Genomic DNA, 24,817 nt, shown 5'->3' with positions numbered 1-24,817 from the left:
CAATAACAAGACTCCAATTGCAACAAAATTCCGGTTAGGTCTAATTCACAGAAAAGTGTTCTTATTGAAAAAAAGAAAACCGTTTATTTGAAAGCACTAATCAAATAGATCAAAATAAATTGGAGGCCTCGCCCGGAATCGAACCGGGATACAAGGATTTGCAGTCCTCTGCGTAACCATTCCGCCACAAGGCCTCATCAATAAATGTGAAAATTTTCAATAAGGGAAGAGAACATATTCGTCAAGTGACAGACAGCTTCTTCAACCTTTTTTCCTCTTTCTATGGAATTTCTGATATTTTTTTTAAAAAAGAAATTTTTTTCTTTGCAAATCAATACTGCTTCGCTATAGTCTCGTTCATTATTAGAAACTGAGTATTGTTCCTCGGTAGCTCAGCGGTAGAGCAACCGGCTGTTAACCGGTTGGTCGCTGGTTCGAATCCGGCCCGGGGAGCCATTTTTTATTTTTTATGTAACATTTCACTTTGGTTCTTTAAGAATAAGAAGTAATATAGCAAGGTGATAGAATAGAATTTTCCAGCTTTTCTCATAGCTTTCTTTTTTGTCTTTTAATTTTCTAAAATTATTTCTTCAAATGTATGCAGACAATATTGTGTATTATTTTTAAAGCACTCAAAATCAGAAATTAACAGGCTTTGTTCCATTGCGTTAAGCAAGACATCATTTCACCCTATAGTAGGAGGATTTACTATCTTCTGAAAAAGTTTTTCTCCGATTTTTCTTGTGATCTTAATCAAGATTCTACCTCAATTAACGTGAACGCAATATTTTCAACTTTAGATATCTTCATTAATCAAATTTTATAAACTATATTCTTTTAACTTTCAGAACAAAGCATATACCAGTTATATAAATCGGCTAAGGTTTAACATGTCTGACAAATTTTATGGATAGCTCTTTAATCCTAATTGTAGCTCTTAGTGAGAATAGGATCACTAACATAAGAAAATGTGTCAACTATTACATAATCAGTGCTCTGCTGTTGATTTATTGATATCTAAGTATGTTTGTCACGAAAGCAAACAATATAAATCATCATAAAATTTAATAAGCACACTATAAACTGTTCTTTGAGGAAGGTCTAAAGCATAACTTTCTAATTAACTTACCAGCATCATAGTGGGAGGGAGGTCACAAAGGAAACAAAAAAATGAAACTGAAACCGTTTTTATTTTTCTTTAGCCTGTTAATGACTATTCATACCTCTTCTGCAGCTCCTGTGCCACAAAAAAAACCTGACGATCCTCATGATAAATCTATTCACGTTAAGGTCCATACAGGAGGAGAATATTGCTATGCCCCAGCATTTGTGAATGGGGAAAGTTATGTTTACATCACCTATTGCTCTTCTGCCAGCGTTAAATTTGCTCGATATGACCTCTTTAAAAGAGTCGCTTGGAATGTCAATAATGTTTGGTTATGCATGACTGCTCCTAGCTCCGTTACAGGGATTGGTGGACAATCTACAGAGGATTGGGATTATCTCCTATTAAGACCTTGTGTGATCAATGATCCCAACCAACAATGGATCATTGAAGGCAATGCATTTTATACAGCTGATAAAAAATTTCGCGTTAAAGACTATAAATGGTACGCTTACATCTCAAAAAACAAAAATGATTACTATGATCATACCCTGAGTATGATGGATTCATGGGCAAAGATTATTGCTACTCCGGTCAATAGTAATATCAAAACTTTCATCGGATGGAAATTTGTAAGCGGCTCTAGCTTCTCTACCTACTATATTACAGACTATGGATCTAGATCAGATGTTTTTGATCTATATTACAATCCAGACAATGGCCATATTTTCAGATATTTTCCTTCCACGGGAGTACTATCTTGCATGACTTCCCAACAATCCACTTCAGATAATTGGAATTGGGTAGGATGGAAATTTTGTGATGATACTGTTTCTCAAACCAAAGACATTGGTTTCTGGGATATTTCTCAATTATACGGACGCGAAGGGCCACTCCTAGATCATCAGGGTAATTTTTTACGCGTTACCCAATATGGTATTAGTTGGGGGTCTCCTTACACAGTTAAACCTGATTACCTGAAACAAGATACTCAAAATTCTCCTAAATCTGAGTTTCTTTTTGCTTATGATTTTGATCGTTGGGGTCGCTATGTCAATGGAAATTTAGGGGATACACTTGTCTATTGCCCTGCTCCGGGAAAAAAGGAAAATGTCGTACAGACTTCTACTTCAAAGACACGAAGTAAACGGTCTTTACCTCCTGATTTTACTCTCACTGATGCATGGATACAAAGACTATATGACATTGCTAGAAGTTCTACTGTTGCAGGTCAAGAACATATTGCTTTTTGTGGCCCTTGTATGCTGCATACTCTGCAAATGCTTGCTGAATTGCAGGAAGATAATATAGGTGGACCTCGTCAAAGTGGAGGATACTTCTTTGATACGCATCCAGATAGGGATCCATTTATCTCCTTTCGTCAAAGATTTCCTGAACTTGCAGAAAGACTGCAAACTACAGAAAATTACGTTAATTTACCTTGGCATGTAGGTGAAGATAGTTATACACGAACGAGCAGAGTAACTCGCTCAGCCGCATTAATGTTGTTACCTCAGTATAATTGGCGGCCTTCAACTATGGCAAGAACAGAGGAAGAAATGAGGAGTAGACTTCAAGACCTGTTAACTGCTCCTCCTGGAACAGCTTGGTATGTTTCAATTGTCAGATCAGATAGAGGTGGTTCAAACATAATAGGTCATGTCCAACCTATTTTAAGAACAAACCAAGGGCTTGTATTAATCCCTACAAACATACTACACATTTTGACTTTGGACCAATTTAGATTGGCGCTTACCCCAACGACAAATATAGACGCATTAATACATTATCTTTCAATTGGGAGGACTCAAATACTTCACTCACTCATAACTTATCAAATGGCCCAACTTGATGAAATTCCTCTAAGTGTTTACATATCTCAAAGAAATTGCACTGGAGAAGGAGAAAATAGAAGAGGCAATAGGCAATTGCCAAGAACTTCTCTTCTTAATCAGTGTGATAGTGGCAGATGTGCGGTTCAATGAAAATTAAAGAGTACTGCAACAATGAAAGAACTTGGTAAAAACAATAAAAATCCAGTGAATATAAATTGTTTTAAACAAATAAAAAGTACCAAATTCTTTCAATTTCAATGAAGATTAAAACCCATTTAAATGATATTTATCCTATGAGCCTTTCTTCTATTAGGAAAACTACTATTCGCCTTGCCCTCAAAAATAACCCTGTTAGAAAAAGTTTGATAATTAGTCGAATAGTTTTTGTGCTTTAAATACTTAATTAGTAAAGTATTTTATTTTTTATTTTAACTTTGATCTCTTTTTCAAAGAGATGTGGGTTTTCAACAGAAAGTTGTTCTCGTGCTTTTTGTAATCGTTTGATAATTTCATCAATTTTGGACTGAGAACAAGAAGATTTTTGATCATAGAGAAAACGCTGCTTTTCTTCACCTTTACAAGAGCATTGTGTCTGAAATTGAAGCGTTCTAATTTCTTGTAGCAAAAGATGACCAGTTTCTTTAAAATCGTTATTAAGTAAAAAAAGTTGATCAGAAATTGACACTAAAATCTGTTTTAAAAAACGTTCATTTTCTTGATGCTGACGATATTCCATGATAAGAACACGCCCCATCTCACCTAATTGCTTCTCGGTTGCATCAATTCGGCGCAATAAATCCGGGGACCTATCCTTGTTATTCTTTTTGATCTTCAACAGTATAGTATGAATATCGGATAATCTAGCTGCATAATGAGACAAATAATCAACTAATGTAGATGTATTAGTATAGTGTTTTTGCATAACCATCACAAACTCACTTAATGACTGGTTTTATATTACCCCACTATCTATTTTACTCTACAAAACTATTCTAAAGAAATTGCTAAAATTAGCTTTAATTCATTTATATTTATTTTTTTATCTGCTTCCTATATACTTTTAAGGATCAAAATCAACCACAGAGAACAAATGAATAGGCGCATAAAAAGTAAAGTTTGTTGTTTCTTTTAAGACATTGCTACTGTCAGCAAGCATTGCTTGACTAGATGAAAATTCTGTACCTTGCATAATTGTCGAGGATAAAGAACCTTCTCGAGACAGAGTCATTAATGTTGGTGAAGAGGCAAATACATTATGGGCTCCACCATCAACGTTAGAGACATCAAGTACAGCTATTCCATTTTTCCGTAACATTTCAATACTTAAACCATCTCCTAAACGAGAATGTCCCCCTGTAAGACGCCCTGAAACAGCAAGAGCTTTATCCTTACGAGATACCAAAACAGCTGTTGGATTCGGTAGCTTTTTAATATCATTCAATTGACGCTCAAACACATCAATATCAATATCTGGTGCAGCCATTAAAAAACTTGTAATACGGCGAATTGGCTTATACTTTCTTTGCAAAGCTAAAGTTCTGAATGCTTCCATTATAACAAAATTGCCCATTGAATGTGCGATAACAGAAATTTGATCAGCATTCGTTTCACTTTGGATTTAGACCACGAAAATCACGAACCCGTGGAAGTGCAATCGTGACAAGACGATCCAAAAACTCAAACATACGATCCTTACGTAAGGTAACTTTAGCTCCAAGTGGCATTCCTTCACGAACTTTAAAGCCTGCAATAGAGCTACTTGCATAAGTCACAACAGCCTTTTGACCTGTTATTAATGACAAATCTCCAGCTGCAATAGATGGTTTTTTGGAATCGGAAGTTGCCTCACCAATTCCCATGTTGATCACAATTTTATCAACGCGCGGAATCTGCATTTCATTTTTATAATGAAATTTCTCCTGAAGTATTTTACGAATGACTCCAACATAATGCACTTTCATGCGCGGCTTTTGTTTTTCTTCAGCCATCAATCAATTCTCCTGAACGCTTGGCAAAACGAACCTTACCACCATCTGCATTCATACGAAAGCCCACACGTGTAGGCTTACCATCTTTAGGATCAGCAATCGCCAAATTAGATAAATGAATAGGAGCTTCTTTAGAAATAATTCCAGCTTCTTGCTTTTGTGTTTGGCGCTGATGACGTTTAACCATATTAATTCCACGAACAAGAGCTTTACTCTCTCCTGGATTCACTTTTATAACCTCACCGCTACGCCCTTTATCATTACCAGATAAAATAACAACTCTATCACCTTTTCGAATCTTCTTCATGATATTCGCCTCCTATAATACTTCAGGAGCGAGTGAAACGATCTTCATATGGTTTTTACCACGGAGTTCGCGAGGAACTGGTCCAAAGATACGTGTACCGATCGGCTCTTTTTTGTTATCAACTAGAACAGCAGCATTCCTATCAAAACGAATCACACTACCATCTGCGCGACGAATATCTTTAGCGGTACGAACCACCACAGCCTTCATCACGTCACCCTTTTTTACGCGGCCACGAGGAATAACATCTTTAACCGAAACGACAATAATGTCGCCGACCGAAGCATATTTCCGCTTTGAACCGCCTAGCACCTTGATGCACATGACACGACGCGCACCAGAATTATCTGCAACGTCGAGGTTTGTTTGCATCTGAATCATAACTGGCCACCTCTTCTTAATATCCACATCCAGTCATGCTGTTAACATACCTGGATTTGCCCGCCAAATGACAGCGTAGTTATTGCTAGAAAAATTTACCAATAGAAATAAAATCAATGATAAATTTTAAACCAATTAAACAGTTTATTTAACACACTACACTGTCTTTAACAACAATCCAACGCTTATCTTTCGAAATTGGCCTAGATTCCTGAATAGAAACCTGATCTCCAATTTTGAATTGATTGTTCTCATCATGCGCCTTGTACTTCTTAGACTGCCGAACTGTCTTCTGAAGGAGCGGATGAGAATAACGGCGCTCCACCTTAACAATAATAGTCTTATCACTTTTGTCGCTAACGACAACGCCTTGCAAAATGCGTTTAGGCATCTCTTATTTCCTTAAGCTTTGCTTTCATCCATCTTTTGACGAAAAAAAGTTTTAATACGTGCAATATCACGGCGAACTTGCTTAACACGTGCAGTTTTTTCTAACTGCCCTGTTGCCTTTTGAAATCGCAGATTAAACTGCTCTTTCTTTAAGCTAGCCAATCCATCCTTTATTTGATCGAGCGTTTGTGCTCGTAATTCTTTGGCTTTCATCGTTTAACCTCTTTACTCAACAATACGCTGAATGAAACGAGTCTTAATAGGTAGCTTTGCAGCACCCAACCTAAGAGCTTCACGCGCAACATCTTCAGGAACACCATCAAGCTCAAACATAATACGCCCAGGCGCAACACGTGCTGCCCAATAGTCAACACTTCCCTTACCTTTACCCATACGAACTTCAGTTGGTTTAGATGTAACGGGAAGATCTGGGAAAACACGTATCCATACACGACCAGAACGCTTCATGTAACGTGTAATTGCACGACGAGCTGCTTCAATTTGACGCGCAGTAATACGCTCTGGCTCGACAACCTTCAGGCCGTAAGCACCAAAATTCAAATCCGTACCACCTTTCGAAGCACCGTGAATACGACCTTTGAATTGCTTACGGAACTTTGTGCGCTTTGGCTGCAACATTGCTCTTTACTCCAAATCCTTTTTTAATCATAAAAATTAAACACTTTCACGGCGGCGGTTCAATGAAGAACTTGAATTATCATTCCTCGTAGCACGATGCTCCGAAGCCATTGGATCATGCTCAAGGATTTCACCCTTAAAGACCCAAACTTTAACACCACAAACACCATAAGCAGTCCTAGCCTCTGCTGTGCTGTAATCAACATCAGCACGCAAAGTATGAAGTGGTACACGACCTTCGCGGTACCATTCCATACGAGCAATTTCAGCACCACCAAGACGACCAGAACAGTTAATACGAATACCTTCGGCTCCAAGACGCATAGCTGATTGAACAGCACGCTTCATAGCACGTCGGAAAGCAACACGGCGTTCAAGCTGCTGAGCAACTGATTGCGCAATGATTGTCGCATCAATTTCTGGTTTACGAATTTCAACGATATTGAGCGAAGTTTCAGCATTTGTCATTTCCGAAAGCTGATGACGGAGCTTCTCAATATCAGCACCCTTTTTACCAATGATAAGACCAGGACGCGCAGAATGAATAGTTACACGACACTTCTTATGAGGGCGTTCAATAATAACCTTAGAAATAGCTGCCTGTTTCAATTCTTCCATTACGTATGAACGAATTTTTAAATCTTCATGCAAGAGACGCCCATATTCACCACTATCGGCATACCAGCGTGAACTCCAAGTCTGATTAACTCCGAGACGAAGCCCTATTGGATTAATTTTCTGACCCATTATGCAGCCTCCCCTTTTTCAATAACTTCACGAACAATAACAGTAAGATGCGAGAATGGACGTTCAATTCGACTAGCACGCCCACGACCACGAACATGAAAACGCTTCATCACAATTGATTTACCAACATGTGCTTCTGAAACGATTAACGAATCAATATCGAGATCATGATTATTTTCTGCATTTGCAATCGCTGACTCAAGAGTTTTCTTGACTGTTTGTGCAATACGCTTACGCGAAAACATCAAATCAGCTAGCGCTACATCAACTTTCTTACCACGAATCATTGCAGCGACCAAATTGAGCTTTTGCGGACTAACACGAATCATCCGAGTAACAGCTTTCGCTTCATTATCTTTAAGCTGGCGCAGAACCTTAGCTTTACCCATTATTACTTCCTCTTCGCCTTTTTATCTGCACCATGTCCATAATAGGTCCGAGTAGGAGCAAACTCACCAAATTTATGCCCAACCATTTCTTCAGAAACAAAAACAGGAATATGCTTATTGCCGTTGTGGACGCCAAAAGTCAAACCAACAAATTGCGGCAAAATAGTAGAGCGACGACTCCAAATTTTAATAACTTCGTTACGCCCACTTGCACGGACCTTCTCTGCTTTTCCAAGAAGATAGCCGTCAACAAACGGACCTTTCCAAACTGAGCGAACCACTTTAGACTACCTCTCTTATTTTTTGCGCTGATGACGCGAGCGCATAATAAACTTATCAGTGGCTTTATTGGAGCGTGTACGCTTACCTTTCGTAGGCTTACCCCAAGGAGACACTGGATGACGACCACCCGACGTACGACCTTCACCACCACCATGTGGATGATCAACCGGGTTCATAGCAACACCACGAACATGTGGACGCTTCCCACGCCAACGTGAACGACCAGCCTTGCCATCATTAATATTTCCATGATCAGGATTTGAAACAGCACCAACAGTCGCAAAACAATTACTAGAAACTAAACGCTGTTCTCCAGAATTGAGCCGAAGAATAGCCATTCCTTGATCTCGTCCAACTAATTGTGCATAAGCCCCTGCTGAACGCGCAATCTGACCACCTTTTCCAGGTTTCATTTCAACATTGTGAACTATTGCACCTACCGGCATATTACCAAGAGGCATCGCATTACCAGGCTTAACATCAACACTTAAACCAGCAACAACAGTATCACCAACATCAAGACGTTGCGGCGCGAGAATATAACTCAATTGTCCATCTTCATAACGAATTAATGCAATGAACGCTGTACGATTTGGATCATATTCCAAACGCTCAACCTTTGCAGATACATCAAGTTTGAGACGCTTAAAATCAATAAATCGATAACTACGCTTATGTCTCCCCCCTTGAAAACGAGCAGTAATTTTACCGGAATTATTACGCCCACCTTTTGATAACAAACCTTCTGTCAGCGTTTTTACAGGTTTACCCTTATAGAGACCAGAGCGATCCACAATTACAAGTTGTCGCTGCCCAGACGTAGTTGGATTAAAGTGCTTAAGTGCCATGTTTCCGAGTCTCCCTAAAGACCTGTAGAAAGATCAATTAATTGACCTTTAACTAGCGTCACAATCGCCTTTTTTATATTACTTTGCCGACCAACAATGCCTTTAAAGCGCTTCATTTTACCTTTACGAGTTATCGTATTAACCGCTTTGACTTTAACACCAAAAAGCGCTTCAATAGCAGCCTTAATCTGCGGTTTTGTCGCTTTTAATGCAACATTAAAGACAACCTGATCATATTCAGAAATCATAGTTGATTTTTCACTGATAACTGGACTGACAATTACATCATAATGGCGAAGATTCGTCATTTGAAACGCTCCTCAAGGGCTTCAACAGCTTTTTTTGATAAAACAAGCTTGCTGCGACGTAGAATATCATAAACATTAATTCCTTGAATAGGCAAAACATCAATATTAGGAATATTAGATGCTGCGCGAAAGAAATTCACATCAATCTCTTTGCCACCAATCAATAAGGCATTATTAAAACCAAGTTTAGAAAAATTCGTAGCAAGTACTTTTGTTTTAGGATCTTGGAGATTAAACTCATCAATTACAATTAAGTCATTTGCCTTAAACTTCGCTGACAGAGCTAAACGTAACCCAAGTGCACGACTTTTTTTAGGAAGGCCATGAGCATGACTACGTATTACTGGACCATGTGCCTTACCACCACCTCGAAACTGTGGAGCACGAGCAGATGAATGCCGAGCACGCCCTGTTCCTTTTTGCTTATACATTTTTGCCCCAGTTCGGGATATATCAGAACGCCCCTGTACCTTATGCGTTCCCTTTTGACGACGTGCAAGCTGCCAACGAACAACACGCTGCAAAATATCTTCTCGCGGAACAAGACCGAAAACATGCTCGGAAACACTTAGTTCACCAGTTTTTTTACCATCAAGAGTTTTAATTATAAGATCCATTATTCGACTCCCTCAGCTACAGAGACTTCTGCTATTGGAGTCGCCGGCTTCACTTTCACATTAGCAGGACTGCGAACACCAGCAGGTCTTGGAGCATTATCAGGAAGACGCTTTTTTACGGCATCCCGAACTAAAACCCAAGCCCCCTTAGAACCAGAAACAGCACCACGCACCAAAATTAAACCGCGATCAACATCTATAGAAACAACTTCAACATTTTGTGTTGTTACACGCACCTGCCCCATATGGCCAGCCATTTTTTTACCTTTAAACACCTTACCTGGATCCTGACACTGACCTGTCGAACCATGAGCACGATGTGTAATTGAATTACCATGTGAAGCACGATGCCCACCAAAATTATGCCGTTTCATAACGCCGGCAAAACCCTTACCTATACTCGTTCCTGTTACATCGACTCTTTGCCCAGGAACAAAATGCTCTACCGTAATCTCAGTACCGACATCAAGAAGATTATCGGAACTAACACGGAATTCCACTATTTTAGCCTTAGGTTCAACTAAAGCCTTAGAAAAGTGCCCACGAAGAGCTTTTGAGGTTTTTTCAAATTTTGCAAGCCCTACACCTAATTGAACAGCAGTATAACCATTCTTTTCAACTGTACGCTGAGCAATAACCTGACAATTCTCTAAACGAAGCACTGTTACGGGCACTCTTTCACCAGTGTCATTATAGATACTGGTCATGCCCAACTTCTGTGTTATTACACCTGAACGCATCGGGTTTGTTCCTTCTGTTCTCAAACCTCAGAGCTTGATTTCAACATTTACACCAGCAGAAAGATCGAGCTTCATTAGTGCATCTACCGTTTGCGGCGTTGGATCAATGATATCAAGAAGACGCTTATGAGTGCGCATCTCAAATTGCTCACGACTCTTCTTATCAATATGTGGCCCACGATTGACCGTAAACTTCTCAATCCGCGTTGGAAGCGGAATAGGACCACGGACATTGGCGCCAGTACGCTTGGCGGTCGACACAATCTCTTGTGTTGACACGTCAAGAATCCGATGATCAAACGCTTCTAAGCGAATGCGGATATTCTGACCATTCATGCTCTTCATTTCCCTGTTATGCGAAATGCCTTAAAAAAAATAAAGGCGCTCCTAAACAATTATTCTAATTACTCGATGATTTTAGAAACGATACCAGCCCCAACAGTACGCCCCCCTTCACGGATCGCAAAACGAAGCTTCTCTTCCATGGCAATAGGAACAATCAAAGATACATCCATCGCAACATTATCACCAGGCATAACCATTTCTGTTCCTTCAGGAAGCGTAACAATCCCTGTCACATCTGTCGTACGAAAATAAAACTGAGGACGATAATTCGTAAAAAACGGCGTATGACGTCCCCCTTCGTCTTTCGTCAAAATATAAGCTTCCGCTTTAAATTTGGTATGCGGAGTCACGGAACCAGGTTTCGCTAAAACCTGACCACGCTCAATCCCCTCACGGTCAATACCACGAAGCAATGCACCAATATTATCACCGGCTTGACCTTGATCCAAAAGCTTGCGAAACATCTCAACACCAGTAACCGTCGTCTTAGACGTTGGACGTATCCCTACAATCTCAATTTCTTCACCAACTTTAACAACTCCACGCTCAACACGACCGGTTACAACCGTTCCACGCCCTGAAATCGAAAACACATCCTCTATCGGCATCAAAAATGATTGATCAACTGGACGCTCAGGGGTCGGTATATATCTATCAACCTCACTCATTAAAAGACGAACAGCATCCTCTCCTATGCTTTTATCCGAATCTTCAAGAGCAGCTAATGCTGACCCCTTAACAATCGGTATATCATCCCCTGGAAAATCATATTTTGAAAGAAGCTCCCGAACCTCAAGCTCAACAAGTTCCAAAAGCTCAGCATCATCAACCTGATCAACTTTATTCAAAAAAACAACAATCGCAGGAACACCAACCTGACGCGCTAACAAAATATGCTCACGGGTCTGAGGCATTGGACCATCTGCCGCAGAAACCACCAGAATAGCACCATCCATTTGCGCTGCCCCTGTGATCATATTCTTCACATAGTCTGCATGCCCAGGACAATCAACATGCGCATAGTGACGCTGATCTGTTTCATATTCAACATGTGCAGTAGAAATGGTAATCCCACGCGCCCGCTCTTCAGGGGCCGCATCAATTTGGTCATAGGCTTTAAATTCACCAAAATACTTCGTAATCGCTGCTGTCAATGACGTCTTACCATGGTCAACGTGACCAATCGTGCCAATATTAACATGCGGCTTCGTACGTTCAAATTTGCTCTTTGCCATTTGAGCTCTCCATATTTTTATCCCAACCAAGGACTAAGTTTAAAGTTAATGCGCAACCCAAAAATCACGCGTATTTCTTTTGAATCTCCTGAGCTACAACCGAAGGAACAGGTTCATAGTGACTAAACTGCATTGTATATTGAGCACGCCCCTGACTCATTGAGCGAAGCGTATTTACATAACCGAACATATTTGCCAAAGGAACCATTGCATTCACTACTGTAGCAATACCACGAGCTTCAGTACCAGAAATCTGTCCCCGACGAGAGTTCAAATCACCAATCACATCACCAACATAATCTTCAGGCGTAACAACCTCTACCTTCATAATTGGCTCAAGAAGCTGTGCACCAGCTTTTTTTGCTCCTTCTCGAAATGCTGCACGTGCAGCAATTTCAAAAGCCAAAACAGAAGAATCAACATCATGATAGCCACCATCAATAAGAGTAGCTTTTACACCAAGCATAGGGAAGCCTGCAAGAGGACCTGATCCCATAACGCTTTCAATTCCCTTTTGAACACCTGGAATATACTCTTTAGGAACAGCACCACCAACAATCTTTGACTCAAACACAAAATCATCACCATCATGAGGTTCAAAAACAATCTTCACACGAGCAAACTGTCCAGAACCACCAGATTGCTTTTTGTGAGTATAGTCAATTTCAGCAACTTTCGTAATCGATTCACGATAAGCAACTTGAGGCTGCCCCACATTAGCTTCAACTTTAAATTCACGCCGCATACGATCGACAATAATATCAAGATGAAGCTCACCCATTCCAGCAATGATCGTTTGACCAGATTCTTCATCTGACTTAACACGAAATGAGGGATCTTCTGCCGCCAACCGATTAAGCGCAATACCCATTTTTTCTTGGTCTGCCTTTGTTTTTGGCTCAATTGCAATTTCTATAACAGGTTCCGGAAACTCCATTCGTTCTAAAATAACAGGTTTCAACGGATCACAAAGAGTGTCACCTGTTGTCGTTTCCTTAAGCCCAGCAAGAGCAACAATGTCACCTGCAAACGCTTCTTCAATATCTTCACGAGAATTTGAATGCATTTGAAGCATACGCCCCAAACGCTCTCTTTTTCCTTTTACAGTATTTTCAAGAGAAATACCTTTTTGAACTTTACCAGAATAAATGCGACAAAAAGTCAACGAACCAACAAATGGATCATTCATAATTTTGAAAGCAAGCATAGAAAGTGGAGCATTATCCGAAGATTCACGCACTGTCTCAGCTTCAGTCTTAACATCAATACCACCAATAGCTGGAATATCAACTGGTGAAGGAAGATAAGAAACAACAGCATCCAAAAGTGGCTGAACCCCTTTGTTTTTAAAAGCCGTACCACAAAGAACTGGATGAAATTGAACTTCTATCGTTCCCTTACGAATAAGAGCCTCAAGCTGCTCATTGGTTGGCATAATACCTTCTAAATAAGCCTCTGTCGCAGCCTCATCAACTTCAACCGCCATCTCAATCAGCTTTTCACGATATTCTTCTGCTTTTTCTTTTAATTCAGCTGGAATTTCAGATACTATTGCCGATGCACCAATGGAGCCATCCCAGGTTAACGCCTTCATTTCAACAAGATCAATAACACCCTGAAAATCATTTTCGGAACCAATCGGCAACTGCACAACAAGCGCCTTAGCACCCAATCGCGAACCAACCATTTCTACACTACGATAGAAATCAGCTCCAATTTTATCCATCTTATTAACAAAAACCATGCGCGGCACATGATATTTTTCAGCCTGCCGCCAAACAGTTTCCGTTTGAGGTTCCACACCAGCGTTAGCATCTAACAACGCTATTGCACCATCAAGAACACGCAAAGAACGCTCAACCTCAATTGTAAAATCAACGTGCCCAGGCGTATCAATAATATTAAAACGCCGCTTTCGACCATCACGCCCCTTCCAAAAGGTTGTCGTTGCAGCAGATGTAATCGTGATACCACGCTCCTGCTCTTGCTCCATCCAATCCATCGTAGAAGCACCATCATGCGTCTCACCGATTTTATGATTTTTACCCGTATAGAACAAAATGCGCTCAGTCATTGTGGTTTTACCAGCATCAATATGCGCCATAATACCAAAATTACGGTAGTCTTCGATTTTATATTCGCGAGCCATTCTATCTGCCTTAGATCTTTAAAATACACCTACCAACGATAATGCGAAAATGCACGATTAGCTTCAGCCATACGGTGAACATCTTCACGCTTCTTCACTGCAGTACCACGATTATTCGCTGCATCCACCAATTCACCAGAAAGACGATCAATCATCGCCGTCTCATTGCGCCCACGCGCTGCTTTAATTAACCAACGGATAGCAAGTGCCTGACGACGATCCGGACGAACATCTACCGGAACCTGATAAGTAGCACCACCAACACGACGTGAACGAACCTCAATATGAGGAGCAACATTTTCTAACGCCTGATGAAACAACGCTACTGGATCCGTTTTCACTTTCCCTTCCACCACATCAAGTGCACCGTAAACAATACGTTCAGCAACCGACTTTTTACCATCAAACATAATGGCATTCATAAATTTTGTAATAACCACATCACCAAATTTAGGATCCGGATTAATTTCACGCTTTTCTGCTCTATGACGACGGGACATTGGTTCTATCTCTCAGGCTCTATCTCTCAATTTATTTCGGACGCTTTGCGCCATACTTCGAACGGCGCTGTTTACGATTTTTAACACCTTGCGTATCAAGCAAACCACGAATAATGTGATAACGGACCCCTGGCAAATCCTTCACACGACCACCACGAATCACCACAACAGAGTGCTCTTGAAGGTTATGTCCCTCACCAGGAATATAACCAATCACCTCAAATCCGTTTGTTAAACGAACTTTAGCAACTTTACGAAGGGCAGAATTCGGCTTCTTCGGTGTTGTCGTATATACACGGGTGCAAACACCACGTTTCTGTGGATTTGCCTGAAGGGCAGGAACCTTATTACGCTTAACCGGAACTACACGCGGTTTGCGAATTAACTGGTTTACGGTAGGCATACAACCTTCCTTTTTACAATCTTCATTCGTCTCGCCCAACTTGGGCCTCTTCACGTCCAATTCACCCCAGCACAACTGGAATAAATGCTTAACCGATGCAAAAAATCGGGTAGGACTGATTAACAGCTCACCCGATCACAGGCAGAGGAGGCAAAAGCCTCTTACACTAGCATTTTTCTAAACTTTCATAAACCTCATCTGAGGCGAATTTAAAACTAATGCTTAAACATTAGTGACTCTCACATCGGTTATGACGGTTTCTAATAGCGAGAACATATACATCCGTCAAGTGCCAAACAATAGAAAGTTTATTAAAATAAAAATAAAGTGATATTGCAACATATATAAATTTAGCTTTTAAGCCGCTACCATCGGCTGTAATAATTCTGTATACGAAGAACAGCTACAATATGTTGGGAGTGATTGTATCACTTCTACATAATACTTGCCAATTGCACACATGACGCTTAAAGCTAATATTATGAGAATTGCAACATGGAATATTGCTGGAATAAAAGCACGACATGAAACACTTTGTAAGTGGCTACAGCAAAATCAACCCGATATAGTCTGCTTACAAGAAACTAAAACGATTGATGAAAATTTTCCACGCGATACAATTGAAAGCCTTGGTTATCACATAGAAACACACGGTCAAAAAAAATTCAATGGCGTCGCAATTCTTTCTAAAAAAAGACCTGATGAAATTATCACTCATTTGCCAGGCAATAATAATGATGAACAAGCGCGTTATATTGAAGCTGTTTACTCAACAAACAAAGGAGCTATCCGTATAGCTTCTGTTTATCTTCCAAATGGAAACCCCATCAATAGTGAAAAATATCTTTATAAAATGGAATGGATGGAAAGACTATATACACATGCAAAATCATTACTTACATACGAAGAGCCTCTCATTTTAGCAGGTGATTATAACGTTATTCCAACTTTATCAGACGCAAAAAATCCTCAAGAATGGAAACATGATGCTTTATTTCTTCTTCAAACAAGACAAGCATTTCAACGCATCATTCATTTAGGTTTTTATGATGCTTTACGCAGTGTTACAGAGGATCCCTCTTTCAGTTTCTGGAATTTTCAAGCTGGTGCATGGTTTAAAAATAATGGCATTCGTATTGATCACTTCTTATTATCATCAGAAGCTATTGATCAGCTTATCTGCGCTTACAGCCAAACAGAGGTGAGAGGCTATAAAAACCCCTCAGATCACACGCCTGTTTGGATCGAACTCGATTATAACTTACAGATGTAATGTTTGTTTCACGGGAATAAGTAAAAAAATATCCCACCTCAAATAAAAACATGCTACATAGCGTGCGAAAGAATATCATAAAGGCAATAGCAAAAAATAAAATAACCGGAGGAAGTAATGAGGAGATCACTATCAGTATTGATTACAACAGCCATCATTGGGTTGATAGTGAGTGTCGCGCACGCTCAAAATGATACACTTGAGAGAATTAAACAAACAGGAAGAATCACTTTAGGTGTTCGCGAATCTTCCGGTTTAGCTTATGCACTTGGTAATGGTAGATATACAGGATTTCATACAGAAATGGCAGAAAACATTATTAATGACATTTCAAAAAAAATTGGAAAACCAATCAGAATTCGTTATCTTCCTATCACATCACAAAATCGAATTCCTCTGTTGCAAAATAATACTTATGATTTTGAGTGTGGTTCTACAACAAACGATACTGCCCGTGGGAGATCTGTAGCATTTGCTTATACAACTTATGTTGAAGAAGTTCGAATTGCTGTTAAAAAAGACTCTGGCATTAAATCTATCCAAGATTTAAATGGAAAAACAATCGCTACGACCACCGGAACAACAGCTGTTCAGCTTATTCGTCAAAATGGACGTGCAAAAAACATTAACTTCAGAGTCATTAATGGCAGAGATCATGCAGATAGCTTTTTGTTATTAGAATCCGGCCGTGCTGACGCGTTTATTATGGACTCTTCAATTCTTGCTGGAAGTATCTCTAGATCAAGAAATCCATCTGATTATATGATTCTTGATGCTGTACTTTCAGTTGAACCTATTGCTTGTATGCTCCGATTAGAGGATAAAAATTTTGAACAAGCAATCAATGATAGTATCGTAAGCCAAATTAAAGACGGTTCACTTGAAAAGTTATACAACAAATGGTTTATGGAACCAATCCCTCCTACAAATACTGTTGTAGGTCTTCCTTTATCAGAATCAATAAGACATGCTTGGGAAAATCCCAACAATAAACCTAAAGAAGATTATACAGAAAACAGCCTATAAAATTTAAAAGAACAACCACATTCTCTGAGATTTAAGTGTGGTTGTTTCTGCGTTAATTTTTCAACACGTTTAGCATATGTAAATATGATTAATTTTTTCATCCTAATTCAAGCGATGACTGACTAACTTTAGGAAATATCGATTAATGGACTTTTCTTTCCTTTGCTTAGATGATCTTACTCAAATGCCAGTAGCTGGATGTCTTGGGACATCTGGTATAAGTCATACCTATTTGGATACACTTCTTGATGGCTTCAAAAATACAGCTGTACTCTCTATTTCTTCATTAATATTAGCTGTATTTGTCGGTGTTGTTATAGGAACAGTGCGTACTCTGCCTAATACTTCCGTAATCAATAACACATTTCGCGCTATAGGCGGAATCTGGGTAGAAATTATGCGTAACATTCCTTTGCTGGTACAAGTATTTTTATGGTACTTTGTCGTCCCTAAAATTTATCCACCAGCAATGAATTTTTCACCAATTATATTAATAACCTGTGCTTTAGGTTTTTTTACATCCGCACGTATCGCAGAACAGGTTCGCTCAGGAATTGAATCTATCCCTTCTGGACAACGTTATGCAGCCATGGCAATAGGATTTACTACTTATCAAAGTTATCGCTATATTATGATACCGCGTGCTATTCGTACTATCTTGCCACCCCTTACGAGTGTCGCGCACGCTCAAAATGATACACTTGAGAGAATTAAACAAACAGGAAGAATCACTTTAGGTGTTCGCGAATCTTCCGGTTTAGCTTATGCACTTGGTAATGGTAGATATACAGGATTTCATACAGAAATGGCAGAAAACATTATTAATGACATTTCAAAAAAAATTGGAAAACCAATCAGAATTCGTTATCTTCCTATCACATCACAAAATCGAATTCCTCTGTTGCAAAATAATACTTATGATTTTGAGTGTGGTTCTACAACAAACGATACTGCCCGTGGGAGATCTGTAGCATTTGCTTATACAACTTATGTTGAAGAAGTTCGAATTGCTGTTAAAAAAGACTCTGGCATTAAATCTATCCAAGATTTAAATGGAAAAACAATCGCTACGACCACCGGAACAACAGCTGTTCAGCTTATTCGTCAAAATGGACGTGCAAAAAACATTAACTTCAGAGTCATTAATGGCAGAGATCATGCAGATAGCTTTTTGTTATTAGAATCCGGCCGTGCTGACGCGTTTATTATGGACTCTTCAATTCTTGCTGGAAGTATCTCTAGATCAAGAAATCCATCTGATTATATGATTCTTGATGCTGTACTTTCAGTTGAACCTATTGCTTGTATGCTCCGATTAGAGGATAAAAATTTTGAACAAGCAATCAATGATAGTATCGTAAGCCAAATTAAAGACGGTTCACTTGAAAAGTTATACAACAAATGGTTTATGGAACCAATCCCTCCTACAAATACTGTTGTAGGTCTTCCTTTATCAGAATCAATAAGACATGCTTGGGAAAATCCCAACAATAAACCTAAAGAAGATTATACAGAAAACAGCCTATAAAATTTAAAAGAACAACCACATTCTCTGAGATTTAAGTGTGGTTGTTTCTGCGTTAATTTTTCAACACGTTTAGCATATGTAAATATGATTAATTTTTTCATCCTAATTCAAGCGATGACTGACTAACTTTAGGAAATATCGATTAATGGACTTTTCTTTCCTTTGCTTAGATGATCTTACTCAAATGCCAGTAGCTGGATGTCTTGGGACATCTGGTATAAGTCATACCTATTTGGATACACTTCTTGATGGCTTCAAAAATACAGCTGTACTCTCTATTTCTTCATTAATATTAGCTGTATTTGTCGGTGTTGTTATAGGAACAGTGCGTACTCTGCCTAATACTTCCGTAATCAATAACACATTTCGCGCTATAGGCGGAATCTGGGTAGAAATTATGCGTAACATTCCTTTGCTGGTACAAGTATTTTTATGGTACTTTGTCGTCCCTAAAATTTATCCACCAGCAATGAATTTTTCACCAATTATATTAATAACCTGTGCTTTAGGTTTTTTTACATCCGCACGTATCGCAGAACAGGTTCGCTCAGGAATTGAATCTATCCCTTCTGGACAACGTTATGCAGCCATGGCAATAGGATTTACTACTTATCAAAGTTATCGCTATATTATGATACCGCGTGCTATTCGTACTATCTTGCCACCCCTTACCTCAGAAGCAATGGGTATAGTAAAAAATTCATCTATAGCATTCGCCGTTTCTATTCATGAACTAATGCAATTTCAATATCAAACGATTGAGGAAGTAAGTCATGTTTATGAAAATTACATGTTAGTTACAATTCTCTATATTATCATATCATTGTTCATATTTGTTATGATGGCAATAATGGAGAAAATGCTTAAAATTCCTAATTTAAAGACACAGGAGCGTTGATATGATAGATTTCATGAGCTCTAATTTTTGGTCTTATTTTCCTTTTGAGTTTTCAAGCTTTGATTTTTCATTTTTTACTTTTGAAATATTCCGTTCTTATATTCTTTCAGGTCTGCTTTTTAGTGTTTTTCTAACATTTGTAGCAACAATATTTGGACTTATCTTCGGCGTATTATTGGCAATGATGCGACTTTCTTCTATTAAACCTTTCTCCTGGTTTGCTGCAATTTACATAACTGCCATGCGCTCAATACCTCTTGTCATGGTTATTTTATGGTTTTTTGTGCTTTTGCCTTTCTTGATCGGCACATCAATCGGTGCCAATAATTCAGCAATCATTACCTTTACTGCATTTGAAGCTGCTTATTTTGCAGAAATTATGCGCGCCGGCATACACTCAATTTCGCAAGGGCAAAAACAAGCAGGACACGCACTTGGAATGACATATTGGCAAAATATGTATATTGTGATTCTTCCCCAAGCTTTTAGAAATATGCTTCCAGTCTTTTTAACACAGGTTATTATCCTTTTTCAGGATACAACTCTTGTCTATGCAATCAGTGGTAATAGTCTCTTAAATGGCTTTGATCTTGTTTCTAACAATTTTGGTGTGAAACCAGAAGCCTATATTTTAGCAGCCGTTTTTTACTTCGGCATTTGCTTTACATTATCGCAGATAGTTTTGTATCTACAGAAAAAAATATCCATTATCCGCTAACAGGAAAAAAAATGTCTACTCATATGATCCAAATTAAAAATGTTTCCAACTGGTACGGCGAAGTTAATATTCTTAAAAACTGCACCACCAATATCGATAAGGGAGAGGTTGTAGTTGTTTGCGGACCATCGGGATCAGGTAAATCAACCTTTATTAAAACTATTAACGCTCTGGTACCTTTTCAAAAAGGTGAAATCTGGATTAATGGAATACCAGTGCACTCAAAAGAAACAAATTTACCTAAACTACGTAGTCATGTAGGGATGGTTTTTCAACATTTTGAACTTTTTCCACATTTATCCGTCACAGAAAATTTAACAATTGCACAAATTAAGGTTTTAAAGCGTAGCAAAAAAGAAGCACTTGAGCGCGGCTTGTTATATCTTGAACGTGTTGGGCTTATTGAACATAAAGATAAATACCCTGGTCAACTTTCTGGAGGTCAACAACAGCGCGTTGCTATTGCTCGTGCTTTAACCATGGATCCGCTTGTTATGCTTTTTGATGAGCCAACTTCTGCTTTAGATCCTGAAATGGTAAGTGAAGTATTAGACGTCATGACGGGCTTAGCAGAGGAAGGCATGACAATGATTTGTGTAACTCATGAAATGAGTTTTGCACAGAAAGTATCGAAGCGAATAATTTTTATGGATCAAGGGGCGATTCTCGAAGATTGTTCATCTGAAGAGTTTTTCTCTAACCCACAGAATAGAACTCCGCGTGCGCAAGAGTTTTTATCAAAAATTCTCAGTCATTAAATTGCGATGTTGTGTTTGGGCTATCTCTATATTACAGACCCTATAAATAAAAGGCTAAATTTCTACGCCCAAATACACAACTAACAAGCTGCTTTCTTATAATCAGTTATCCAACAACTTTTGCCACGCATTCTATTTTAAGTTTGCCATCAATAGCAAAAATTTACCTTTCATAGATAGAATGAAACTAATTTTTGTCTCCTGTACTGGCTTTATTGTAAATTGAAATTAATTTTCTGAACAACGAGCTATTTTTTTAGTACCATATTTCCAGGCATAGTCTGAGCAAGAAATTTTTTTTCTTGGTTGCAGGCGAATATCACTGCATTACCTGCTCAAGATTTTTTTCATCCCCTTCCTTTAAAACATTTTTTAAGAAAAACCCTCACAGCTATTGTTCACTTATAGCATCCATTATTTTTATTATCAAAATACCTGACTTCATCTCACTGTCACGTGCTAATCATGAATTTTTGCATACACATTTGAAATGTTTTCCAACGATAAAAATAAAGCATTAAAAATCTCAAATTTGTTACGATAATATAATAATGAATCAGAAAATAACTAAGCCAGCCGCTCTAAAGCAACAGAAGCCTTTTCTCTTGCAGCATGCAATTCTAGGATTCTTTTACGTTCACTTTCAACAATTTCTAGTTTTGCATTTTCTACAAATTTTGGATTGTTTAATTTAATTGATATTTTTTCAATATCTTGCTCGATTTTACTGATATCTTTTATCAAGCGTGCACGTTCAGCATCTAAATCAATCAACTGCCCCAACAATAAACAAAAAGTTTCCTTTCCTAGAATAATTTGGGCTGATACTTCTGGAATTTTATTAGAAAAACAAATTGTCTCAACGCGTGCTAGCCTCTTAAGAATAGCCTCATAACGTTGTACACGTTCCTGTATTTCCTCCCCGCCTTCTGTGATGATAACAAGAGGCGCAAGTGCAGCTGCTGGAATATTCATCTCAGAGCGAATAGAGCGAATACCACTAATAACATCAATAAGCCAATTAACATCAGCTGCAGCTTCTTCATCTGAAAAGATTATCTGTGGCCACTGTGTTAATGCCAACATATCTTCACGCTTCGTACCTGGCATTGCTGTAAGCGACCACAACTCTTCTGTTATATGGGGCATGAAAGGATGGAGAAGCTTATAAACCTCATCTAGCACCCAAGCAGTACATGCTTGTGCTTCTTTCTTAGAATCTTCATCTCCTCCCTGAAATATAGGTTTAAGAAATTCAAGATACCAATCACATAATGCATTCCAAATAAATCGGTAAAGTGCGCTAGCAGCTTCATTAAATTTATAATTTTCAATACTAGAAGTTACTATCGAAACCGTTTTAGATAATTCTGTTAAAATCCAACGGTTAAATGCAAGTTTTGTTTGTTCTGGCTTAAACGCTAAATCATGCTTAACGTTATTAATTTCTGCAAATCGAGCCGCATTCCACAATTTTGTAGCAAAATTGCGGTAACCCGCAATACGGGAAGGATCAAGTTTTACATCACGACCTTGCGCTGCCATAATCGCTAAGGTAAAACGCAACGCATCTGCACTATATTGATCAATGAGCTCTAATGGATCAACAATGTTTCCTTTAGACTTTGACATCTTCGCGCCATGCGCATCCCGTACAAGAGCGTGAACATAAACGATTGGAAAAGGCACCTCACCCATAAAGTGAATACCCATCATCATCATACGAGCAACCCAGAAAAAAATAATATCAAATCCGGTAACCGATAAAGATGTTGGGTAAAATGTCGTTAATTCATTAGTTTTATGAGGCCAACCTAAAGTCGAAAAAGGCCAAAGAGCTGATGAGAACCAAGTATCCAAAACATCCTGATCACGAGTTAATTTAACTTCTGTGCCATAATAAGACAAAGCTGAAGCTAATGCCTCTTCTTCATTTTTTTCAACAAAAATCGTACCATCAGGACCATACCAAGCAGGAATCTGATGTCCCCACCATAATTGGCGAGAAATACACCACGGTTGAATATTTTCCATCCAATTGAAATAGGTCTTTTTCCAACTATCTGGAACAAAATGCATCTTTCCCTGATGAACAGCCTCTATCGCTGGCTTCGCTAATTCCGCAGCATTGACATACCATTGATCTGTTAGAAGCGGTTCAATGGGAACCCCACTTCGATCACCATGAGGAACAGTATGCAAATGATCATCAACTGTTACCAAATACCCTCCTTCTTCCATAAGAGAAACAATTCTATCTCGCGCAACAAAACGATCAGATTGATCTACATTCTTTACCAACTCTTTTAATTGATCCGACACAACCAAACCATCAAAGAATGCTTCATTATCACGCAAAAAGATTTTAGCTCTCTGCGTAAAAATATTGATCAAAGGTAAATTATTCTTTTTCCCAATTTCAAAATCATTAAAATCGTGTGCCGGCGTGATTTTTACAGCACCGCTTCCCTCTTCAGGGTCAGCATAATCATCACCAACAATCAACAATTTACGACCCACAAATGGTAAAATAGCATTTTTACCTATGAGATCTTTATAACGATGATCTCTAGGATTAACTGCGATTCCTGTATCACCAAGCATTGTTTCAGGACGTGTTGTTGCAATTGTTATAAAAGTTGTAGGATCATCTTGATCAAAAATTTTACCTTCAAGCGGATACCTAAAATGCCATAAATGACCTTGAATTTCTTTTGACTCAACTTCAAGATCCGAGATAGCTGTTAATAATTTTGGATCCCAATTAACCAGACGCTTGTCCTTATATATTAACCCTTGCTTATAAAGCCTAACAAAAACCTCACGAACAGCCTCTGACAAACCTTCATCCATTGTAAAGCGCTCACGCGACCAATCACACGAAACACCAAGACGCCGCAGTTGACTAGAAATGACATTACCAGCCTCATGGCGCCATTTCCAAACACGCTCAATAAATTTTTCTCGCCCCATTTCTTGACGAGTTGGTTCCTGACGCTCTGCAAGTTGACGCTCAACCACCATTTGCGTTGCAATCCCTGCGTGATCCATGCCAGGCTGCCATAACACATTTTTGCCATGCATCCGCTGAAAACGCACCATAATATCTTGAATTGTTGCATTTAATGCATGCCCCATATGCAATGAGCCCGTTACATTTGGTGGCGGAAGCATAACACAGAAAGCTTCTGTGCATGATTTTGAACCTGCTCCTGCTTTAAAAGCACCACGCGTTTCCCACTGCTTCGCAATACGTGACTCTACAGCAGCAGCGTTATAGGTTTTTTCTAGCATTTTTCTATCCACCTGTTACAGCGCGCCCCAAAAGTACAACTTATAACTGAATACTTAATCACATGATTTATAAGTTACCTACTTAAAACAGCTTGCAAAACTGAAAAATCGCTT

General features: G+C 38.9%; 26 protein-coding genes, 2 tRNA genes and 3 pseudogenes. 9 read left to right on the top strand and 22 right to left on the bottom strand.

The features are described 5' to 3' along the window. Positions 1 to 120: 120 nt before the first annotated feature. Positions 121 to 194, bottom strand: a tRNA-Cys gene (locus BARBAKC583_RS03310). A 187-nt stretch (positions 195 to 381) separates the two neighbouring features. Between BARBAKC583_RS03310 and BARBAKC583_RS03305 the strand changes: the two genes are divergently transcribed. Together BARBAKC583_RS03305 and BARBAKC583_RS03300 are read left to right on the top strand one after the other, a co-directional pair. Continuing rightward, positions 382 to 456 (top strand) — tRNA-Asn (locus BARBAKC583_RS03305). A gap of 714 nt (positions 457 to 1,170) precedes the next feature. Continuing rightward, complete coding sequence (locus tag BARBAKC583_RS03300; protein ID WP_005766926.1) at positions 1,171 to 3,090, top strand: DUF1561 family protein; 1,920 nt, start codon at positions 1,171 to 1,173, stop codon at positions 3,088 to 3,090. Positions 3,091 to 3,343: 253 nt separating this feature from the next. Here BARBAKC583_RS03300 and BARBAKC583_RS03295 read toward each other — a convergent pair whose 3' ends face one another. The 20 genes and pseudogenes from BARBAKC583_RS03295 to rpsL all read right to left on the bottom strand — a co-directional run bounded on the left by BARBAKC583_RS03295 (position 3,344) and on the right by rpsL (position 15,208). Then, a complete protein-coding gene (locus tag BARBAKC583_RS03295; protein WP_011807347.1) occupies positions 3,344 to 3,868 on the bottom strand; it encodes a hypothetical protein in 525 nt (174 codons plus the stop codon). Positions 3,869 to 4,000: 132 nt separating this feature from the next. Further along, a pseudogene (locus BARBAKC583_RS03290) lies at positions 4,001 to 4,552 on the bottom strand (alpha/beta hydrolase); the annotation flags it as partial. Beyond that, positions 4,551 to 4,928 (bottom strand): annotated as a pseudogene (gene rpl5 / locus BARBAKC583_RS03285) (large ribosomal subunit protein uL5); the annotation flags it as partial. The pseudogenes BARBAKC583_RS03290 and rpl5, both read right to left, overlap by 2 nt. Continuing rightward, a complete protein-coding gene (gene rplX / locus BARBAKC583_RS03280; RefSeq protein WP_005766919.1) occupies positions 4,921 to 5,235 on the bottom strand; it encodes a 50S ribosomal protein L24 in 315 nt (104 codons plus the stop codon). The pseudogene rpl5 and the gene rplX, both read right to left, overlap by 8 nt. 12 nt (positions 5,236 to 5,247) lie before the next feature. After that, positions 5,248 to 5,616: a 50S ribosomal protein L14 gene (gene rplN, locus BARBAKC583_RS03275; RefSeq protein WP_005766917.1), complete on the bottom strand. Its 369-nt coding sequence runs from the start codon at positions 5,614 to 5,616 to the stop codon at positions 5,248 to 5,250. Between the two features lie 148 nt (positions 5,617 to 5,764). Continuing rightward, on the bottom strand, positions 5,765 to 6,007 hold the full coding sequence (gene rpsQ, locus BARBAKC583_RS03270) for a 30S ribosomal protein S17 (RefSeq protein ID WP_005766915.1): 243 nt from the start codon (positions 6,005 to 6,007) through the stop codon (positions 5,765 to 5,767). Positions 6,008 to 6,018: 11 nt separating this feature from the next. Beyond that, entirely contained in the window at positions 6,019 to 6,219 is a 201-nt protein-coding gene (rpmC, locus tag BARBAKC583_RS03265) for a 50S ribosomal protein L29 (RefSeq protein ID WP_005766913.1), read from the bottom strand. 12 nt (positions 6,220 to 6,231) lie between these two features. After that, entirely contained in the window at positions 6,232 to 6,645 is a 414-nt protein-coding gene (gene rplP / locus BARBAKC583_RS03260) for a 50S ribosomal protein L16 (RefSeq protein ID WP_005766912.1), read from the bottom strand. A 36-nt stretch (positions 6,646 to 6,681) separates the two neighbouring features. Next, positions 6,682 to 7,392 (bottom strand): 30S ribosomal protein S3, encoded by a 711-nt coding sequence (gene rpsC / locus BARBAKC583_RS03255; protein ID WP_005766909.1) that lies wholly within the window; start codon positions 7,390 to 7,392, stop codon positions 6,682 to 6,684. Then, positions 7,392 to 7,781: a 50S ribosomal protein L22 gene (gene rplV / locus BARBAKC583_RS03250; protein WP_005766907.1), complete on the bottom strand. Its 390-nt coding sequence runs from the start codon at positions 7,779 to 7,781 to the stop codon at positions 7,392 to 7,394. Before rplV ends, rpsC begins: the two co-directional genes overlap by 1 nt. Positions 7,782 to 7,783: 2 nt before the next feature. Next, positions 7,784 to 8,062 (bottom strand): 30S ribosomal protein S19, encoded by a 279-nt coding sequence (rpsS, locus tag BARBAKC583_RS03245; protein ID WP_005766905.1) that lies wholly within the window; start codon positions 8,060 to 8,062, stop codon positions 7,784 to 7,786. Positions 8,063 to 8,077: 15 nt separating this feature from the next. Then, entirely contained in the window at positions 8,078 to 8,911 is an 834-nt protein-coding gene (rplB, locus tag BARBAKC583_RS03240; protein WP_005766902.1) for a 50S ribosomal protein L2, read from the bottom strand. Between the two features lie 14 nt (positions 8,912 to 8,925). Continuing rightward, a complete protein-coding gene (locus BARBAKC583_RS03235; RefSeq protein ID WP_005766900.1) occupies positions 8,926 to 9,219 on the bottom strand; it encodes a 50S ribosomal protein L23 in 294 nt (97 codons plus the stop codon). After that, positions 9,216 to 9,836, bottom strand: a complete 621-nt coding sequence (rplD, locus tag BARBAKC583_RS03230; RefSeq protein ID WP_005766898.1) for a 50S ribosomal protein L4 — start codon at positions 9,834 to 9,836, stop codon at positions 9,216 to 9,218. Before rplD ends, BARBAKC583_RS03235 begins: the two co-directional genes overlap by 4 nt. Next, complete coding sequence (gene rplC / locus BARBAKC583_RS03225; protein ID WP_005766896.1) at positions 9,836 to 10,576, bottom strand: 50S ribosomal protein L3; 741 nt, start codon at positions 10,574 to 10,576, stop codon at positions 9,836 to 9,838. The genes rplD and rplC overlap by 1 nt, the downstream gene beginning before the upstream one ends. Positions 10,577 to 10,603: 27 nt before the next feature. Beyond that, positions 10,604 to 10,912, bottom strand: a complete 309-nt coding sequence (gene rpsJ, locus BARBAKC583_RS03220; protein ID WP_005766894.1) for a 30S ribosomal protein S10 — start codon at positions 10,910 to 10,912, stop codon at positions 10,604 to 10,606. Positions 10,913 to 10,980: 68 nt separating this feature from the next. Then, the gene (gene tuf / locus BARBAKC583_RS03215) at positions 10,981 to 12,156 is read right to left on the bottom strand and encodes an elongation factor Tu (protein ID WP_005766892.1); all 1,176 of its coding nucleotides are present in this window, start codon (positions 12,154 to 12,156) and stop codon (positions 10,981 to 10,983) included. A 64-nt stretch (positions 12,157 to 12,220) separates the two neighbouring features. Beyond that, positions 12,221 to 14,305: an elongation factor G gene (gene fusA, locus BARBAKC583_RS03210; protein WP_005766888.1), complete on the bottom strand. Its 2,085-nt coding sequence runs from the start codon at positions 14,303 to 14,305 to the stop codon at positions 12,221 to 12,223. A gap of 29 nt (positions 14,306 to 14,334) precedes the next feature. Beyond that, positions 14,335 to 14,805, bottom strand: a complete 471-nt coding sequence (gene rpsG / locus BARBAKC583_RS03205; RefSeq protein WP_005766885.1) for a 30S ribosomal protein S7 — start codon at positions 14,803 to 14,805, stop codon at positions 14,335 to 14,337. Between the two features lie 31 nt (positions 14,806 to 14,836). After that, entirely contained in the window at positions 14,837 to 15,208 is a 372-nt protein-coding gene (rpsL, locus tag BARBAKC583_RS03200) for a 30S ribosomal protein S12 (RefSeq protein WP_005766884.1), read from the bottom strand. 481 nt (positions 15,209 to 15,689) lie between these two features. Between rpsL and xth the strand changes: the two genes are divergently transcribed. From xth to BARBAKC583_RS03170, 7 genes and pseudogenes are all read left to right on the top strand, one after another. Continuing rightward, positions 15,690 to 16,481 (top strand): exodeoxyribonuclease III, encoded by a 792-nt coding sequence (gene xth / locus BARBAKC583_RS03195; RefSeq protein WP_005766882.1) that lies wholly within the window; start codon positions 15,690 to 15,692, stop codon positions 16,479 to 16,481. A gap of 117 nt (positions 16,482 to 16,598) precedes the next feature. After that, entirely contained in the window at positions 16,599 to 17,507 is a 909-nt protein-coding gene (locus tag BARBAKC583_RS03190) for a transporter substrate-binding domain-containing protein (protein WP_011807349.1), read from the top strand. A gap of 145 nt (positions 17,508 to 17,652) precedes the next feature. Continuing rightward, positions 17,653 to 18,189: pseudogene (locus BARBAKC583_RS07080) on the top strand (amino acid ABC transporter permease); the annotation flags it as partial. After that, positions 18,166 to 19,035 (top strand): transporter substrate-binding domain-containing protein, encoded by an 870-nt coding sequence (locus tag BARBAKC583_RS06955; RefSeq protein ID WP_244426311.1) that lies wholly within the window; start codon positions 18,166 to 18,168, stop codon positions 19,033 to 19,035. The pseudogene BARBAKC583_RS07080 and the gene BARBAKC583_RS06955, both read left to right, overlap by 24 nt. A gap of 145 nt (positions 19,036 to 19,180) precedes the next feature. Next, entirely contained in the window at positions 19,181 to 19,933 is a 753-nt protein-coding gene (locus BARBAKC583_RS03180; protein ID WP_005766877.1) for an amino acid ABC transporter permease, read from the top strand. A gap of 1 nt (position 19,934) precedes the next feature. After that, a complete protein-coding gene (locus tag BARBAKC583_RS03175) occupies positions 19,935 to 20,651 on the top strand; it encodes an amino acid ABC transporter permease (protein ID WP_005766875.1) in 717 nt (238 codons plus the stop codon). A gap of 11 nt (positions 20,652 to 20,662) precedes the next feature. After that, complete coding sequence (locus tag BARBAKC583_RS03170) at positions 20,663 to 21,409, top strand: amino acid ABC transporter ATP-binding protein (protein ID WP_035453066.1); 747 nt, start codon at positions 20,663 to 20,665, stop codon at positions 21,407 to 21,409. Positions 21,410 to 21,976: 567 nt separating this feature from the next. Here the strand turns inward: BARBAKC583_RS03170 and BARBAKC583_RS03165 are convergent. Continuing rightward, positions 21,977 to 24,703: a valine--tRNA ligase gene (locus BARBAKC583_RS03165; protein ID WP_005766872.1), complete on the bottom strand. Its 2,727-nt coding sequence runs from the start codon at positions 24,701 to 24,703 to the stop codon at positions 21,977 to 21,979. Positions 24,704 to 24,817 lie beyond the last annotated feature (114 nt).

The sequence above is a fragment of the Bartonella bacilliformis KC583 genome (genome assembly GCF_000015445.1).
GTDB classification, from domain to species: Bacteria; Pseudomonadota; Alphaproteobacteria; order Rhizobiales; family Rhizobiaceae; genus Bartonella; species Bartonella bacilliformis.
This window is presented reverse-complemented; position numbering and strand designations above follow the sequence as displayed.

What these genes read in the sequence shown, in the direction of transcription:
- BARBAKC583_RS03300 (WP_005766926.1), top strand. Translation starts at nt 1,171, where the DNA reads ATGAAACTGAAACCGTTTTTATTTTTCTTTAGCCTGTTAATGACTATT.
- BARBAKC583_RS03295 (WP_011807347.1), bottom strand. Translation starts at nt 3,868, where the DNA reads ATGGTTATGCAAAAACACTATACTAATACATCTACATTAGTTGATTAT.
- rplX (WP_005766919.1), bottom strand. Translation starts at nt 5,235, where the DNA reads ATGAAGAAGATTCGAAAAGGTGATAGAGTTGTTATTTTATCTGGTAAT.
- rplN (WP_005766917.1), bottom strand. Translation starts at nt 5,616, where the DNA reads ATGATTCAGATGCAAACAAACCTCGACGTTGCAGATAATTCTGGTGCG.
- rpsQ (WP_005766915.1), bottom strand. Translation starts at nt 6,007, where the DNA reads ATGCCTAAACGCATTTTGCAAGGCGTTGTCGTTAGCGACAAAAGTGAT.
- rpmC (WP_005766913.1), bottom strand. Translation starts at nt 6,219, where the DNA reads ATGAAAGCCAAAGAATTACGAGCACAAACGCTCGATCAAATAAAGGAT.
- rplP (WP_005766912.1), bottom strand. Translation starts at nt 6,645, where the DNA reads ATGTTGCAGCCAAAGCGCACAAAGTTCCGTAAGCAATTCAAAGGTCGT.
- rpsC (WP_005766909.1), bottom strand. Translation starts at nt 7,392, where the DNA reads ATGGGTCAGAAAATTAATCCAATAGGGCTTCGTCTCGGAGTTAATCAG.
- rplV (WP_005766907.1), bottom strand. Translation starts at nt 7,781, where the DNA reads ATGGGTAAAGCTAAGGTTCTGCGCCAGCTTAAAGATAATGAAGCGAAA.
- rplB (WP_005766902.1), bottom strand. Translation starts at nt 8,911, where the DNA reads ATGGCACTTAAGCACTTTAATCCAACTACGTCTGGGCAGCGACAACTT.
- BARBAKC583_RS03235 (WP_005766900.1), bottom strand. Translation starts at nt 9,219, where the DNA reads ATGACGAATCTTCGCCATTATGATGTAATTGTCAGTCCAGTTATCAGT.
- rplD (WP_005766898.1), bottom strand. Translation starts at nt 9,836, where the DNA reads ATGGATCTTATAATTAAAACTCTTGATGGTAAAAAAACTGGTGAACTA.
- rplC (WP_005766896.1), bottom strand. Translation starts at nt 10,576, where the DNA reads ATGCGTTCAGGTGTAATAACACAGAAGTTGGGCATGACCAGTATCTAT.
- rpsJ (WP_005766894.1), bottom strand. Translation starts at nt 10,912, where the DNA reads ATGAATGGTCAGAATATCCGCATTCGCTTAGAAGCGTTTGATCATCGG.
- tuf (WP_005766892.1), bottom strand. Translation starts at nt 12,156, where the DNA reads ATGGCAAAGAGCAAATTTGAACGTACGAAGCCGCATGTTAATATTGGC.
- fusA (WP_005766888.1), bottom strand. Translation starts at nt 14,305, where the DNA reads ATGGCTCGCGAATATAAAATCGAAGACTACCGTAATTTTGGTATTATG.
- rpsG (WP_005766885.1), bottom strand. Translation starts at nt 14,805, where the DNA reads ATGTCCCGTCGTCATAGAGCAGAAAAGCGTGAAATTAATCCGGATCCT.
- rpsL (WP_005766884.1), bottom strand. Translation starts at nt 15,208, where the DNA reads ATGCCTACCGTAAACCAGTTAATTCGCAAACCGCGTGTAGTTCCGGTT.
- xth (WP_005766882.1), top strand. Translation starts at nt 15,690, where the DNA reads ATGAGAATTGCAACATGGAATATTGCTGGAATAAAAGCACGACATGAA.
- BARBAKC583_RS03190 (WP_011807349.1), top strand. Translation starts at nt 16,599, where the DNA reads ATGAGGAGATCACTATCAGTATTGATTACAACAGCCATCATTGGGTTG.
- BARBAKC583_RS03180 (WP_005766877.1), top strand. Translation starts at nt 19,181, where the DNA reads ATGGACTTTTCTTTCCTTTGCTTAGATGATCTTACTCAAATGCCAGTA.
- BARBAKC583_RS03175 (WP_005766875.1), top strand. Translation starts at nt 19,935, where the DNA reads ATGATAGATTTCATGAGCTCTAATTTTTGGTCTTATTTTCCTTTTGAG.
- BARBAKC583_RS03170 (WP_035453066.1), top strand. Translation starts at nt 20,663, where the DNA reads ATGTCTACTCATATGATCCAAATTAAAAATGTTTCCAACTGGTACGGC.
- BARBAKC583_RS03165 (WP_005766872.1), bottom strand. Translation starts at nt 24,703, where the DNA reads ATGCTAGAAAAAACCTATAACGCTGCTGCTGTAGAGTCACGTATTGCG.